Raw genomic sequence first — 14,035 nt, forward strand, 5'->3', positions numbered from 1 at the left:
TCCGGCCCCGGAAGGAGGAAGATCCCTTCCGGGGCCGTCGTGTGTTCGACCCGGCGTCAGGCCTGGCCGGCGGCGATGTCCGTGGCGCGGGCGCGCAGGGCGCGCTCCACCCCGGCCTTGCCCTCGATCAGCAGCCGGCGCAGCGCCGGGGCGGGGGAGTGTTCGGCGATGTAGGCGTCCGTGCGCTCCAGCGTCCCCTCCTCGACCAGGTGGCTCGGGTAGGCGACCTCGGCGAAGGTCTGGGCGAACTCACCGGTCCACTTGTCCCAGGCCGGGGCCAACTGCGTGAAGTACCGGTCCAGGAAGGGGCGGTACAGGTCCGACTGCAGCGGCTCGGTGAAGCCCAGCAGCACCGAGCGGAACTCGGCGTTGGCCAGGTCGCCACCGACGATCCGCTCCCAGGCGGCCTCCTTGGCCTCCGAGGTGGGCACGGCGGCCCGGGCTCCGGCGGCGTTGCGCTGACCCGCGGCGGTGGGGTCGGCCTTCGACTCGGCGGCGATCTCGGTCTCGCCCGCCTCACCGGCGGCGACCAGACGGTGCAGCAGGGTCCAACGCAGGTCGGTGTCGACGGTCAGCCCGTCCACGGTGAGCGCGCCGTCCAGCAGCCCACGCAGCAGTGACAGGTCGGCCTCGGTGACCGCCACCGACGCGAGCGCGTTGACGTAGGCCAGCTGCAGGTCGCCACCGGGCTCGGCGGAGGACAGCAGCTCGCGCAGACGGGTCCCCAGCTTCTCGAAGCCGACGGGACGCCAGGCCGGGTCGGCGTAGTTGACGATGGCGCCCGCGGCCTGCCGCAGCAGGGTCTGGGCGACCATGACGTCGCTCACGCCGCTGATCCCGGAGATGACCAGCTCGACGTAGTCGCGGGCGGCCATCTCACCGTCGCGGGTCATGTCCCAGGCGGCGCCGAAGGCCAGGGCCCGGGGCAGTGACTCGCGGATCTCACCGACGCCCTCGATCACGGTGCGCAGGGAACGCTCGTCCAACCGGATCTTGGTGAAGGTGAGGTCGTCGTCGTTGATCAGTACCAGGTCGGGGCGGGACTGACCGACCAGCTCGGGCACCTCGGTACGCTCGCCGCTCACGTCCAGCTCCACGCGCTCACGACGCACGATGCCGTTCTCGGTGCGGTCGTACAGGCCGACGGCCAGACGGTGCGAGCGCAGGGTCGGGTGCTCGGTGGGGGCCTCCTGCAGGATCGCGAAGGACGTGAAGTTCCCGTCGGCGTCCACCTCGAACTCCGGGCGCATGGTGTTGACGCCCGTGGTCTCCAGCCACTCGCGCGACCAGCCGGACAGGTCCCGACCCGAAGCGGCCTCCAAGTGCTTGAAGAGGTCCTTCAGCTCGGTGTTGCCGAACGCGTTCTCCTTGAAGTAGGCGCGAACGCCCGCGAAGAAGTCGTCCACGCCCACGTACGCCGCGAGCTGCTTGAGCACCGAGGCGCCCTTGGCGTAGGTGATGCCGTCGAAGTTGACCTCGACCGCCTGGATGTCGACCATGTCGGCGGCGATCGGGTGGGTGGAGGGCAGCTGGTCCTGGCGCAGCGCCCACGCCTTCTCGACGTTGGCGAAGGTGGTCCACGCGTCGGTCCACTTGGTGGCGTTGGCCTGGCAGTAGACGCTGGCGTAGGTTGCGAAGGACTCGTTCAGCCACAGATCGTCCCACCAGCGCATGGTGACCAGGTCACCGAACCACATGTGCGCCATCTCGTGCAGGATGGTCTCGGCGCGACGCTCATAGCGGGCGTCGGTGACCCGGGACCGGAAGACGTAGTCCTCCAGGAAGGTGACGGCGCCGGCGTTCTCCATCGCCCCGGCGTTGAACTCCGGCACGAACAGCTGGTCGTACTTGCCGAAGGCGTAGCGCACGTCGAACAGGCCGTGGAAGAAGTCGAAGCCCTGCTTGGTGACCTCGAACAGGGCGTCGGAGTCCAGGTGCTCGGCCAGGGACGCGCGGCAGTACAGGCCCAGCGGGATGCCGTCGTGCTCGTCGCGGACCACGTGGTAGGGACCGGCGATGAGCGCCGTGATGTAGGTGGACATCACCGGGGTGGCGGGGAAGTGCCAGCGCACGCGCTCGTCCCCGGCCGCCTCACGCTCGACGTCGGGAGCGCTGTTGGACACGACCTCCCAGGACGGCGGCGCGTACACGGTCAGCTCGAACGTGCCCTTCAGGTCGGGCTGGTCGAAGCACGTGAACATACGCTGCGCGTCGGCGGTCTCGAACTGCGAGTACAGGTACACGGCCTCGTCGACCGGGTCGACGAAGCGGTGCAGGCCCTCACCGGTGCGCATGTAGGCGGCGTCGGCGACCACGGTCAGCTCGTTGTCGGCCGCGACGTCGGGCAGGGCCAACCGCTCACCGTCGAACAGCGCGGCCACGTCGAGCTCCACGCCGTTGAGGGTGGCCTCCCGCACCGTGGGCGCGACCAGGTCGATGAAGGTACGGGCACCCGGTTCGGAGGAGGAGAAACGCACCGTGGTGGTGGACCGGAAGGTCTCGCCCCCGGTCGTCAGGTCCAGCTCCACGTCGTAGGAGTCGACGCCGAGGATGCGCGCCCGCTCCCGGGCCTCGTCCCTTGTGAGGTTCCCTGCCACGCAAAGCTCCCTTCGCGGCCGCCGTCTTCGCCGGCCGGAGTCTCATTGCCGGTCACGGCGAGCCCACCGACCAGCGGATCAGCCGGGGGCGGGCCTCGTCGGGCCGGAGGTCGTCCATCGGCTTCGATCCTGCCACGCGCGGGTGCGGAATGCGCAACCGATGCGTGGGGTTGTGGATCTACGCGACGAAAGTTCGCGACCCACTCGACGAGGAGTACCGGAAAATGACGCAGACCCCCGAACAGCAGGGCGATCAGGTCGTCTGGGCCGACATGTGGTTCGACCCCGCGTGCCCGTGGGCCTGGATGACCTCTCGCTGGCTGTTGGAGGTGGAGAAGGTACGCCAGGTGAGGGTGCGTTGGCACGTGATGAGCCTGGGCGTCCTCAACGAGGGTCGGGACCTGCCCGAGGAGTACAAGAAGGGGATCGAACGCTCCTGGAAGGCGGTGCGTGTGTGCGTCGCCGCCGAACAGCGCTTCGGACCCGAGGTCCTGGACCGCCTCTACACGGCGCTGGGCACCCGTTTCCACAACCAGGGCGAGCCCCAGGCCATCGAGACGATCCGCGCCGCGCTGGCCGACGCCGACCTGCCGGCGGACCTGGCCGAGGCCGCGGACTCCACCGAATACGATGAGGCCCTGCGGGCCTCGCACGCCGAGGCGATGAAGCTGGTCGGCGAGGACGTCGGTACCCCCGTCGTCCAGGTCGAGGGTGTCTCGTTCTTCGGCCCCGTCGTCTCCCCGACGCCGCGCGGCGAGGAGGCCGGGAAGCTGTGGGACGGCGTGCGTCTGGTCGCCGGGATCGACGGCTTCTTCGAGCTCAAGCGCACCCGCACCCGTGACCCCATCTTCGACTGACCCACCCTGGAGGAACCCATGCCCGGGCCGGATGACGACCGTCGCGTCGACTTCTTCGATGACCTGGAGATCCTGCCCGACATCACCGGCGACGAGCGCGCCGAGGGGTGGGGCGACACCGAGGAGGACTCCACGGCGCGACTGATCGCCGACCGCCCCCCGCACTGGGGCTGAGCCCGGCCCACCCGGACACCACCACGGGGGTCACAGGGGATGCCCGTTGAGGGTGGTGGGCGTAGACGACGATGAGGAACCGTCTGCGAAGGCCCCGAACACGCGCCGAAGCGCCGGCGAAGACGCAGAGAACACGACCCGGTATCCGTGAAACCACGGATACCGGGTCGTTCGCCGTCGGGGGGTATGGCCAACCCGAATCCCGTTCTGCGAAGGTGGTGTCATGCGATCCCTCTACATCGATGGCGCCTGGCGCGATTCCACCTCCGACGAGGCCCTGGACGTGATCAACCCTGCGACCGAGCAGGTCATCGACACGGTTCCGGCCGGATCCACCGCTGATGTCGACGCCGCGGTCGAGGCCGCGGCCACCGCGTTCGAGGGGTGGTCCGCGCTCACTCCGGGGCAGCGCGTCACCCACCTGACCAAGGCCCTGAAGCTGTTCGCCGCGCGGCAGAAGGACATCGCCGCGATCATGACCGAGGACATGGGCGCGCCCACCGGCTTCGCCACCAAGGTGCAGGTCGGCCTCCCCTCCCTGATGTTCAGCACCTACATCGACCTGGTGGAGCAGCACGGGGAGCGCTACTTCACCGGTGAGAAGGTCGGCAACTCCCTGGTGGTGCACGAACCGATCGGCGTGGTCGGCGCCATCACCCCGTGGAACTACCCGCTGCACCAGATCGTGCTCAAGGTGGTCCCCGCCCTGTTGGCGGGAAACACCGTGGTGCTCAAGCCCAGTGAGGTCGCCCCGCTGGGCGCCTACGCCCTGACCGAGGTGTTCGAGGAGAGCGGGCTCCCGGCCGGTGTGTTCAACCTGGTCAGCGGCACGGGCCCGGTGGTGGGCGAGGCCATCGCCGCGCACCCGAAGGTCGACATGGTCTCTTTCACCGGCTCCACCCGCGCCGGGACCAGGGTGTCCCAGGTGGCGGCCGAGACGGTCAAGCGGGTCGCCCTGGAACTGGGCGGTAAGTCGCCCAACGTGATCCTGCCCGACGCCGACCTGACGCAGGCGGTCAAGCGCGGTGTCGCCGACGTCATGCGCAACACCGGGCAGAGCTGCAACGCGCTCACCCGCATGTTGGTGCACCGCGACTCCTACGAGGAGGCCGTGGAACTGGCCGCCGCGTCCGTCGCCAAGTACGTCCCGGGCGACCCGACCGACGAGGGCACCCGCCTGGGCCCGTTGGTCTCCGCCACCCAGTTGGAGAAGGTCCGTTCCTACATCGACCTCGGTGTGAAGGAGGGGGCTCGCCTGGTCACCGGCGGCTCCGAGCCGGTGGAGGGCCACGAGAAGGGCTACTTCGTGCGGGCGACGGTCTTCGCGGACGTGCGCAACGACATGCGCATCGCCCAGGAGGAGATCTTCGGCCCGGTCCTGGCGCTCATCCCCTACGACACGGTGGAGGAGGCGGTCGGCATCGCCAACGACACCGTCTACGGGCTCAGCGCGGCCGTGTGGTCGGGCGACTCCGAGCAGGGGCTGGAGGTGGCCCGTAGGCTGCGCGCCGGTCAGGTGGAGCTCAACGGCGGCGCCCTCAACCCGCTCGCGCCCTTCGGCGGATACAAGCGCTCGGGCAACGGTCGGGAGTGGGGTCTGCCCGGTCTGGTGGAGTTCTGCGAGGTCAAGGCCGTACAGATGTAGCATCCGGGGTCGTTGTGGCCGGGGGCGCCTGTGGGAGGTGTCACTTCGCGGGACCGCGTTCGCGGGGAATCACCCCCGGTGAAGCGTGTGTTGTGCGGTGTGGGAAGATCCCGATCGGGCATCCCCGGTCGAAACCAAACGAGGTGTGAGTTGAGCAACAAGCCTGCGGTCTCCAAGGCAGGTCCTCTGAGTAAGGACCTCAAGTCGATCCTTATCAGCAACGTGATCGCCATCTTGTCGATGGCGGGCTTCGCCGCTCTCGGGCTGAGCGTCGCCGCCGCCGCGGCCGGAGTCTGAGCGGCCCACGGACGAGGCGTACGCCTCCCACACGCTCCGCCGCGCCCCACCCGAACGTTCACGGGTGGGGCGCGGCGTTTTTCGTGCGTGGAAGCTGTCACACTGGTGACGTGCGTGTTTACCTTGGATCAGATCATGCGGGCTTCGAGCTCAAAGAACACCTCGTCTCCTGGCTGAAGGAGCGGGGCCACGAGGTCGTGGACGCCGGGCCGGCCGTCTACGACGCGGTGGACGACTACCCGCCGTTCGTCCTGCGCGCCGCCGAGGGCGTGGCGAAGGACCCGGGTTCCCTGGGAATCGTCATCGGTGGCTCCGGCAACGGCGAGCAGATCGCCGCCAACAAGGTCGAGGGCGTTCGTGCGGCCCTGGCCTGGAGCGAGGACACCGCCAAACTGGCGCGCGAGCACAACGACGCGAACGTGCTCGGCATCGGTGGGCGGATGCACTCCCTGGAGGAGTCCACCCGGTTCGTGGAACTCTTCCTGACCACCCCCTACAGCGACGAGGAGCGGCACACCCGCCGCATCGCGATGCTCGGTGACTACGAGCGGACCGGCGAACTGCCCCCGCTTCCGTAACGTCTCGTCGATGGCCCGCCACGAGCGGCCGGACCGGGTCCCCGCCCACCGTGGGGGCCCTTCGTGTTTCCGGGGCGGGACACGCCGTGTCGTCGGGGATCGGGGCGAACGCTCCCGGGGGTCGCCACCGACGCCGGCGGCGGCCAGGGGATCCTGGTGCGTGACCAGGTACGGCGCGGCCCGCCGAGGGCGCGTCCCCACGGGTTTAGGCGGACCCCAAACCCGGGATAGTGGGGCGGATCCGGCCCGGATGCACGTGCCACTTCGAGGCCCCAAGCGCTACAGTTCGTGCACAGCGGCGGGTCAGAGCCATCCGCGGTGCGATGGTGTCACCCTCCGGGCGACCGCCACTCCTTTCGGGTGATCCCCCACGAGCCCCCGGCCCGCCGACGCGAGATCCGCCCCGACGCGACCCCGGCCGCGGCGGTGCGCCGTACGACGACCAGGAGTAACCCCCGCGAGCGAAGCGGGCGCGCCGATCGCGAGGACCCATGAACTCCACACCGACCGCCAAGACCACCCGGCTGTTGCGCTCGACCGCGCAGCGGCTCGTCGCGGTGCTCCGGCGCAAGGTGTTGTTCCGCTACCGGCTCGTCCTCATCACCCTGGTGACCCTGGCCGTGGGCATCGGGGTGGGGGCCGTGTGGGGTCCCACCGGTTGGTTCCCACCCAGCTCCACCATCCTCACCGTTCTCGCCGGTGGCCTGCTCCTCAAACGCAAGAGCCTGGCGTTCCTGCTGGCCGTGGTCGCCGCGGTCCTGGTGTTCGTGGCCTACATGCTCGACTTCGGTCAGGTGGGGCCGGGGCTGCTGGTCACCATCGGGGTCACCGCCGTGCTCTCGTACCTGCTGTCCGGGCTGCGCGAACGCCTCGGAGTGCAGGGGCTCAGCGGCGAGATGATGCTGCTGGACCTGCGCGACCGACTACGCCACCAGGGTCGGCTGCCCAAGCTCCCCAAGGGATGGGGGCGCACCGCCGTGCTGCGTCAGGCCGGCGGTTCCTCCTTCGGTGGCGACTTCGTGGTCTCGATCCTTCGGGAGAACCGGCTCGACGTCGCTCTCGTGGACGTGTCCGGCAAGGGGGTGGACGCCGGGACCCGGGCCCTGCTGCTTTCCGGTGCCTTCAGCGGACTCATCGGCGCGGTGCCCGCCCGCGACTTCCTCGCCCACTGCAACGACTACCTCATGCGCAACAGCGGCGGTGAGGGCTTCGTCACGGCCGTCCACCTGAGCGTGGACATCGTCACCGGCGAGTACCAGGTGGCCTCCGCCGGGCACCCGCCCGCCCTGCACTACGACGGCGGCGGCGGGGTATGGAGCACCACCGAGGCCAAGGGCGTGGTCCTCGGCGTGATCCCGGAGTTGACCTACACCTTCGTCGAGGGCGGGCTCCGTCCCGGCGACGCCATCATGCTCTGCACCGACGGGCTCATCGAGACCCCCGGCGAGGACCTGGACGCCGGCATCGACAAACTCCTCGGCGCCGCGGACACCCTGGTCACCCAGGGATTCGCCACCGGGGCGAGCGAGATCGTCGACACCCTCAGCAAGGACAAGAACGACGACTGCGCGCTCGTCGTCCTCTGGCGCAACTGAAGACCCCACCGCGCGCTCATGGGCGAACGCCCCGCGCCGACGGGTCCCGGATGAGACCGGACGGCCGCCGCCAGAGGTAGGGTCGTCATGTTCCCCGACCCCGTACGAGGTTCTTCGTACACGTCCCCGGATCGCCGTGCCCGCCCTCCCCGTCCCCCCAGACGCCGACGCTCGCACGGCCGACCCCACCAGCGACGAGGGGCCGGACCTTTCCCGAACCACCGGCCCGGCGGACGTGTGCGCCGGGCCCCGGCGATGCAAGGGGGTGCTTCGCATGGACGGCGAGCGCGCTGAAGAACTCATCGATCTGGTCGAGACGAACGACCTGACCGGGATCAGACTCTGGTTGGCCGAACACAGGCCCCACGAGATCGCGGACGAACTCTCCCGCATGACCGGACGCGAGGCGATCATCCCCTTCCGGCTCCTGGACAAGGACCGGGAGCTGGAGGTGTTCGAGGAACTCGATTCGAGCCAACAGCAGAACATCCTCCTGGGCCTGCGTGGAACCGACTTCCACGACCTCCTGGAGGAAATGGAGCCCGACGACCGCGCCAGGCTCATCGGGGAGGCCCCCGCCAAGATCGCCACCCGTGCCCTGGCCGGCCTGAGCCCCTCCGAACGCAGGATGACCGCCGCCCTCCTGGGCTACCCCGAGGATTCCGTCGGTCGGTACATGACCCCCGAGACGGTCGTCCTGCACCGTGACCTCACCGTCGGCCGCGCGCTGGAGGTGGTCCGCGCCAAGGGGGCCGGCGCCGAGATCATCTACACGTTGCCGGTGGTCAGCGACGGCCGCCGTGTGGTCGGCACCGTCACCCTCAGCGACCTGGTGGTCAGCGACGTCGACATGATCCTCAAGGACCTGGTGGACGTGTTCGCGCCTCGGGTTCGCGCCTACGAACCCGTCGAGGACGCAGCCCGACTCATGCAGGAGGCCAACCTGGTCGCCCTGCCCGTGATGGACTCCGAGGACCGTTTCGTCGGCATGCTCACCGTCGACGACGCCCTTGAGGTCATCGAGGCCGCCGACTCCGAGGACATGGCGCTCCAGTCCGGTGCCAGTCCCATCGACGACCACTACGCCTCGGTCGGAGTGCTCCGTCTGGTGGGGGCACGGTCGGTGTGGTTGATGCTGCTCATCGTCGCCGCCACGTTCACCGTCAACGTCATGCAGGTGTACGAGGCGACGTTGGAACAGGTGACGGCGCTGGCCATGTTCGTGCCCATGCTCATCGGCACCGGCGGCAACGTCGGAGCCCAGTCGGCGACGGCCATCGTGCGCGCCCTGGCCGTCGGCGAGGTGCGGGTGCGCGACCTTCCATCGGTGATCTGGAAGGAGAGCCGGGTCGGCCTGTTGCTGGGCGTGATCCTCGCGCTCCTGGCCCTGGCCATCGGCTCGTTGCTCGTGGGTTTCGCGGTCGCGGTGGCGGTCGCCCTGTCGGTGGTCGCGATCTGCACCTGGGCGGCGATCATCGGCTCGTCGATGCCGCTGCTCGCCCGCAAGGTCGGAGTGGACCCGGCGGTGGTCTCCTCCCCGATGGTGGCCACACTCGTGGACGCCACCGGCCTGCTCATCTACTTCGCGATCGCGCGCGCGGTGCTGGGGATCTGACCGGAACGGGGCCCGTCCGACGAACTCGTCGGTCGAAGAGGTGTCTTGAACCATGCCCTCTTCCGTACGATGGGTGACCAGGGCGGACCCCGGAGAAACCCGGGGTGGGCCCGGACGATCGACGACGACCCCAGGGGGAGACCATGGCCGGTGCGGGTGACGCGTTCAACAAGCTGCGCAAGACGGTCGAGGACAACGCGGACAAGGCCGAGGGTCTGGTGGGGAAGGCCGCCGACGCCGCGAAGAAGGCCACGGGCGGCGCCCACGACGACAAGATCGACAAGGCCTCCGGCGCGGCCACCGACTACCTGCGCAAGCAGGGTGACGGGGCGGGGCGTTCGGAGGAGGACACCGGCGATTCGAAGGACCGCGGACAGGGCCGTTCCGACGAGGACGACCGGCGCGGATAGTTTCGAGCCGGGCGAAGATTCCTCGGAACACGGGGCGGGTGGGGCGGGTCCACGAAAGTGGGCGCCCCATCCGCTCCTCGCCGTTTCGGTGCCCCCACACCGGAAGATCACCCAACCGATCGAGTACCCGCTGGTCAGGGTGGTGCTACGAATGATTACCCTGGCCGGATAAGGCGAACCCGACCAGCGGGTGAGGGGGTGGGGGATGAGTGCGGTCGAGGACGCGCCCTGCAAACTCACGGTCTGTCGAGGATGCTGCTGCGGAACGGAGAAGAAGGTCCCCGGCGTCGACCACGACGCCCAGCTCGCCCGCCTGAGCGCCATCGACGACCACTCCGCCCGCCGTGTTCCCGTCCGCACCAGCAAGTGTCTGGGCATCTGCTTCCAGGCCAACGTCGTCGTGGTCCAGCCCTCCGCGATGGGCCGCGCCGCCGGTGGCCGCCCCGTCTGGCTGGGTGAGATGACCGAGGACGACCTGCTGGAAGCCGTCGACGACTGGATCTTCGAGGGCGGTCCCGGTCTGGCCCCGCTTCCCGAGGTCTTGGCGGACCACGTCACCTCCAAGGACGCGAAGAAGCCGAAGAAACGCAAGAAGCCCAAGCGCGAGAAGCCCAAGGACGGCAAGGGCGAGGACGCCAAGGCGCAGAAGAAGAGCAAGAAGGACGGCAAGGACAAGAAGAAGTCCAAGAAGTCCAAGAAGAAAAGGAAGAAGCCGGAGAAGGTCTAGTGCCGCGACGGGGTGAACCCTGACCGACGCGGCACTGGCGCGATCCGGAGGCCCGGACCGCGCCGTGGGCCGTCAGCGACTCTGCGGGGCGAACTGGGTGCGGTACAGCGCCGTGTAGAGGCCACCCGCGCCGAGGAGTTCCTCGTGTGACCCGCGCTCCAGGATCCGCCCGTCCTCCAGCACGAGGATCTGGTCGGCCTCCCGCACGGTCGCCAACCGGTGCGCGATCACCAGGGAGGTGCGCCCCTCCAAGGCAACGGCCAGGGCCTCCTGAACGGCGGCCTCCGACTCCGAGTCCAGGTGGGCGGTGGCCTCGTCCAGGATCACCACCGACGGCGCCTTCAACAGCAACCGAGCGATCGCCAGCCGCTGCTTCTCGCCCCCGGAGAGCCGGTAACCGCGATCTCCCACCATGGTGTCCAGGCCCTGGGGCAGCTGCTCCAGAAGCGTGCCCAGACGTGCCATGCGCAGCACCTCGACCAACTCGGAGTCGGTGGCCTCCGGACGCGCGTAGCGCAGGTTGGCGCCGACGGTGTCGTGGAACAGCTGCGCGTCCTGGGTCACCACGCCGATCGCCGAACGCAGGGAGTCGCCGGTCGCCTCACGCAGGTCCAGGTCGCCCACCCGTACCCGCCCCTCGGTCGGGTCGTACAGTCGTGACACCAGGTGGGTGAGCGTGCTCTTTCCCGCACCCGAGGGGCCCACCAACGCCACCATCCGGCCCGGTTCGGCGTGGAACGACACCCCGCTCAGCACCTGGGTGTCCTCGTCCTTCTCCGCCTGTGGGGCCAGTTCCAGGGAGGCCACCGACGACCCGGCGGCGCCCGGGTAACGGAAGGACACCTGGTCGAACTCCACGCTCAACGGACCCTCCGGCAACGGCCGGGCGTGCGGGTCCTCCTTGATCTGCGGTTCCAGGTCCAGCACCTCGAAGACCCGGTCGAAGGACACCAGGGCGGTCATGATCTCCACGTGCACGTTGGACAGGGTGGTCACCGGACCGTACAGCCGTGTCAGCAGGGTGGTGAGCGCGACCAGGGTGCCGACCTCGAAGGAGCCCCGCACCGCGAGCAGGCCGCCCGCGCCGTAGACCATCGCCACGGCCAGCGCGGTGATGGTCGCGAGCATGGTGAACAGCAGGCCACCGAACACCGCCTGCTGGACTCCCAGGTCACGGACGCGCGCGGCCTTCTCGGAGAACCCGCGGTTCTCCTCGTCCGGACGGCCGTACAGCTTCACCAGCATGGCGCCGCCGACGTTGAACCGTTCGGTCATCAGCGAGCTCATCGACGCGTTGTTGTCCATGGCGTCGCGCGAGATGGTCGCGAGTCTGCGGCCCAGCAGTTTCGCGGGCACGATGAACAGCGGTACCAGTACCAACGCCAGCAGGGTCACCTGCCAGGACAGGGCCAGCATGGTGATGAGCACGGCCACCACGCTGATGAGGTTGGACACCACCGACTGCAGTACCGAGGTGATCGCCCGCTGGGCGCCCACCACGTCCGTGTTCAGGCGGCTGATCAGCGAACCGGTCTGGGTGCGGGTGAAGAAGGAGATCGACATTCGCTGCACGTGGGCGAACACCTGGGTGCGCAGCAGGTAGATGACGCCTTCCCCGATCCGGGCCGACAACCACCGGCCGGTCAGGGTGATGACGCCCTCCAGCAGGGCCAGAGCACCCGCGGCGACCGCCAACCACACCACCACCGAGGTGTTCCCCGGGATGATTCCCTGGTCGATGATGGCTCGCAGCAGCAGGGGGTTGGCCACCACCACGCCCGCGCCGATCGAGGTGACCAACAGGAACAGCAGGATCGACCGCCAGTGCGGTCGGGCGTACGACAGGATGCGTCGGGTGATCCCCGGGGGCAGCCTCTGCCCTCGCGCGCTCCCATCGTTGACCAGAGCCCTGTAGGAGGGCCTCCCTGACATCATCGACGGCCTCGTTTCGTACATCGGTTCGCCACGCATGTGTCAACACCGATGGGGCCGTGCCGCTTCCCGAGCATGCGGGGGAGGGGGTGGTGGGGAATCGAGGGTTCAGAGCGAGTGCGAGAGGCGACCCAGCGCCGCCGTGGTGGAGCGGCCCGGGGTGAAGGGCAGCTCCCAGGAGCGGGCGCCGAGCGCCTCCGCGCCGCGGATCTTGGCCTGGGTGTAGCGGTCCCCGGCGGTGAAGGCCAGGGCGGCGGGGGCCAGGGGGCGAAGCAGGTCGGCGTAGGCGGCCCAGTCGGCGACCGTGGGGGGTCCGTCGATGATGAAGGAACCGGTCACACAGGCGAGCGCGGCGATGGTCTCGGCCCGTTCCTCGGCCGGGTTGATCGGCCGTTCGGGGCCCTTCCAGGCTCGCACTCGCTCGTCGGACTCGATGCCCACGACGAGGGGGTGGCCGCGTTCGGCGATGGCACCCAGGAATCGGATGTGTCCCACGTGCAGTACGTCGAAGACCCCGGTGACCACGACCGGTCGTTCGAGGGGGTCCGGTCGTTCGAACCAACGCAGACCCAGCGGCGTGGCCGCTTGGTACGCCTCGTCCGTGCCAGATTCCCGCATGTGGCCCCCGTTCCCTCCATACGACCGAGGGGCGTCCGCGTCCGCTCGCGTGGACGGGCTCACCCGAAAGGTCAACGTACCTGCCGGGCGGGGGTATTCCGCCTCTGGGGAGGAGAACCGAACGGTGTTCACCGCGGGTGTGACGGACGTTGCCGGGAACCCCGTGAGCGGTATGTGTGTCCCATCACGTGAAGAGTTCGCGATGTGGAACGGAAAAGTGGTGCGGCGGGGGTGAGGGGGTCGTCCCCGCGGGGGTGAGGGGGTCGCCCCCCTGGTGAAATAGCGGAACGAGCCGGTGCTTGGAGGCATAGGGCTCGCTCCGAGCGGGGCGGGGGTGAGGGGGTCGTTCCCCTGGTGAAATGGCGGAGCGGGCCGGTGTCGGGGGGTGCGCGGTTCGCTCCGAGTGGAGCGGGGGTCAGGGGGTCGTTCCCCTGGTGAAATAGCGGAGCGGGCCGGTGCTTGGAGGCATAGGGCTTGCTCCGAGTGGGACGGGGGTGAGGGGGTCGCCCCCCTGGTGAAATAGCGGAGCGGGCCGGTGCTTGGAGGCATAGGGCTTGCTCCGAGTGGGGCGGGGGTGAGGGGGTCGCCCCCCTGGTGAAATAGCGGAACGAGCCGGTGCCTGGAGGCACACGGCTCGCTCCGAGTGGAGCGGGCGACGAGAATCGAACTCGCATGACCAGCTTGGAAGGCTGGGGTTCTACCATTGAACTACGCCCGCATGGCTTCAGAGCCCTTGAGTTTCCTCTAGACTCGTCCTGCCGCTGGAGATAAGAGTACAGTCTCCAGGGCGGTGGTCGCACACTCGTTTTCGGATTGGTGTGTCCCCGCCGGGCAACGGGGTGTAGCGCAGCTTGGTTAGCGCGCATGCTTTGGGAGCATGAGGCCGCGGGTTCGAATCCCGCCACCCCGACGAAATCTTTCGCGGCCGTCCGGCCTCTCGGCCGGCGGCCGTGGCCCCCTGCGTATCTGCCCTAGACTTGGTGCGATCAG

12 protein-coding genes and 2 tRNA genes are annotated in these 14,035 nt (G+C 69.2%); 10 read left to right on the forward strand and 4 right to left on the reverse strand.

Annotated features, from left to right (window positions below; translation table 11 throughout):
- Nucleotides 1-56: 56 nt before the first annotated feature.
- Nucleotides 57-2,597, reverse strand: coding sequence for an aminopeptidase N (pepN, locus tag ACWGSK_RS21325; protein ID WP_452456562.1), 2,541 nt, complete (start codon nt 2,595-2,597; stop codon nt 57-59).
- A gap of 224 nt (nt 2,598-2,821) precedes the next feature.
- On the opposite strand from pepN, the gene ACWGSK_RS21330 reads away from it, so the two are divergent.
- From ACWGSK_RS21330 to ACWGSK_RS21370, 9 genes are all read left to right on the forward strand, one after another.
- Nucleotides 2,822-3,454 carry a DsbA family protein gene (locus tag ACWGSK_RS21330; protein WP_358509437.1) on the forward strand — a complete coding sequence of 211 codons (633 nt, stop codon included), beginning with the start codon at nt 2,822-2,824 and terminating at the stop codon, nt 3,452-3,454.
- A gap of 18 nt (nt 3,455-3,472) precedes the next feature.
- Nucleotides 3,473-3,628, forward strand: coding sequence for a hypothetical protein (locus ACWGSK_RS21335; RefSeq protein ID WP_200816045.1), 156 nt, complete (start codon nt 3,473-3,475; stop codon nt 3,626-3,628).
- Nucleotides 3,629-3,851: 223 nt separating this feature from the next.
- Nucleotides 3,852-5,273: an aldehyde dehydrogenase family protein gene (locus ACWGSK_RS21340; protein ID WP_358509440.1), complete on the forward strand. Its 1,422-nt coding sequence runs from the start codon at nt 3,852-3,854 to the stop codon at nt 5,271-5,273.
- A gap of 150 nt (nt 5,274-5,423) precedes the next feature.
- The gene (locus ACWGSK_RS21345) at nt 5,424-5,570 is read left to right on the forward strand and encodes a hypothetical protein (RefSeq protein WP_358509443.1); all 147 of its coding nucleotides are present in this window, start codon (nt 5,424-5,426) and stop codon (nt 5,568-5,570) included.
- Between the two features lie 110 nt (nt 5,571-5,680).
- Entirely contained in the window at nt 5,681-6,148 is a 468-nt protein-coding gene (locus ACWGSK_RS21350; RefSeq protein ID WP_358509446.1) for a ribose-5-phosphate isomerase, read from the forward strand.
- Between the two features lie 491 nt (nt 6,149-6,639).
- Nucleotides 6,640-7,743: a PP2C family protein-serine/threonine phosphatase gene (locus ACWGSK_RS21355; protein ID WP_358509449.1), complete on the forward strand. Its 1,104-nt coding sequence runs from the start codon at nt 6,640-6,642 to the stop codon at nt 7,741-7,743.
- 274 nt (nt 7,744-8,017) lie between these two features.
- A complete protein-coding gene (mgtE, locus tag ACWGSK_RS21360) occupies nt 8,018-9,358 on the forward strand; it encodes a magnesium transporter (RefSeq protein ID WP_358509452.1) in 1,341 nt (446 codons plus the stop codon).
- A gap of 143 nt (nt 9,359-9,501) precedes the next feature.
- The gene (locus tag ACWGSK_RS21365) at nt 9,502-9,768 is read left to right on the forward strand and encodes an Rv0909 family putative TA system antitoxin (protein WP_358509455.1); all 267 of its coding nucleotides are present in this window, start codon (nt 9,502-9,504) and stop codon (nt 9,766-9,768) included.
- A gap of 205 nt (nt 9,769-9,973) precedes the next feature.
- Entirely contained in the window at nt 9,974-10,495 is a 522-nt protein-coding gene (locus ACWGSK_RS21370) for a (2Fe-2S) ferredoxin domain-containing protein (protein WP_358509458.1), read from the forward strand.
- Between the two features lie 72 nt (nt 10,496-10,567).
- Here ACWGSK_RS21370 and ACWGSK_RS21375 read toward each other — a convergent pair whose 3' ends face one another.
- The 3 genes from ACWGSK_RS21375 to ACWGSK_RS21385 all read right to left on the reverse strand — a co-directional run bounded on the left by ACWGSK_RS21375 (nt 10,568) and on the right by ACWGSK_RS21385 (nt 13,763).
- Entirely contained in the window at nt 10,568-12,430 is a 1,863-nt protein-coding gene (locus ACWGSK_RS21375) for an ABC transporter ATP-binding protein (RefSeq protein ID WP_358509461.1), read from the reverse strand.
- A 105-nt stretch (nt 12,431-12,535) separates the two neighbouring features.
- Nucleotides 12,536-13,045 (reverse strand): adenylyltransferase/cytidyltransferase family protein, encoded by a 510-nt coding sequence (locus tag ACWGSK_RS21380; RefSeq protein ID WP_358509464.1) that lies wholly within the window; start codon nt 13,043-13,045, stop codon nt 12,536-12,538.
- 644 nt (nt 13,046-13,689) lie between these two features.
- A tRNA-Gly gene (locus ACWGSK_RS21385) sits at nt 13,690-13,763 on the reverse strand.
- 117 nt (nt 13,764-13,880) lie between these two features.
- On the opposite strand from ACWGSK_RS21385, the gene ACWGSK_RS21390 reads away from it, so the two are divergent.
- Nucleotides 13,881-13,955 (forward strand) — tRNA-Pro (locus tag ACWGSK_RS21390).
- The last annotated feature ends 80 nt before the right edge of the window (nt 13,956-14,035 follow it).

The sequence above is a fragment of the Nocardiopsis sp. NPDC055551 genome (assembly GCF_053619415.1).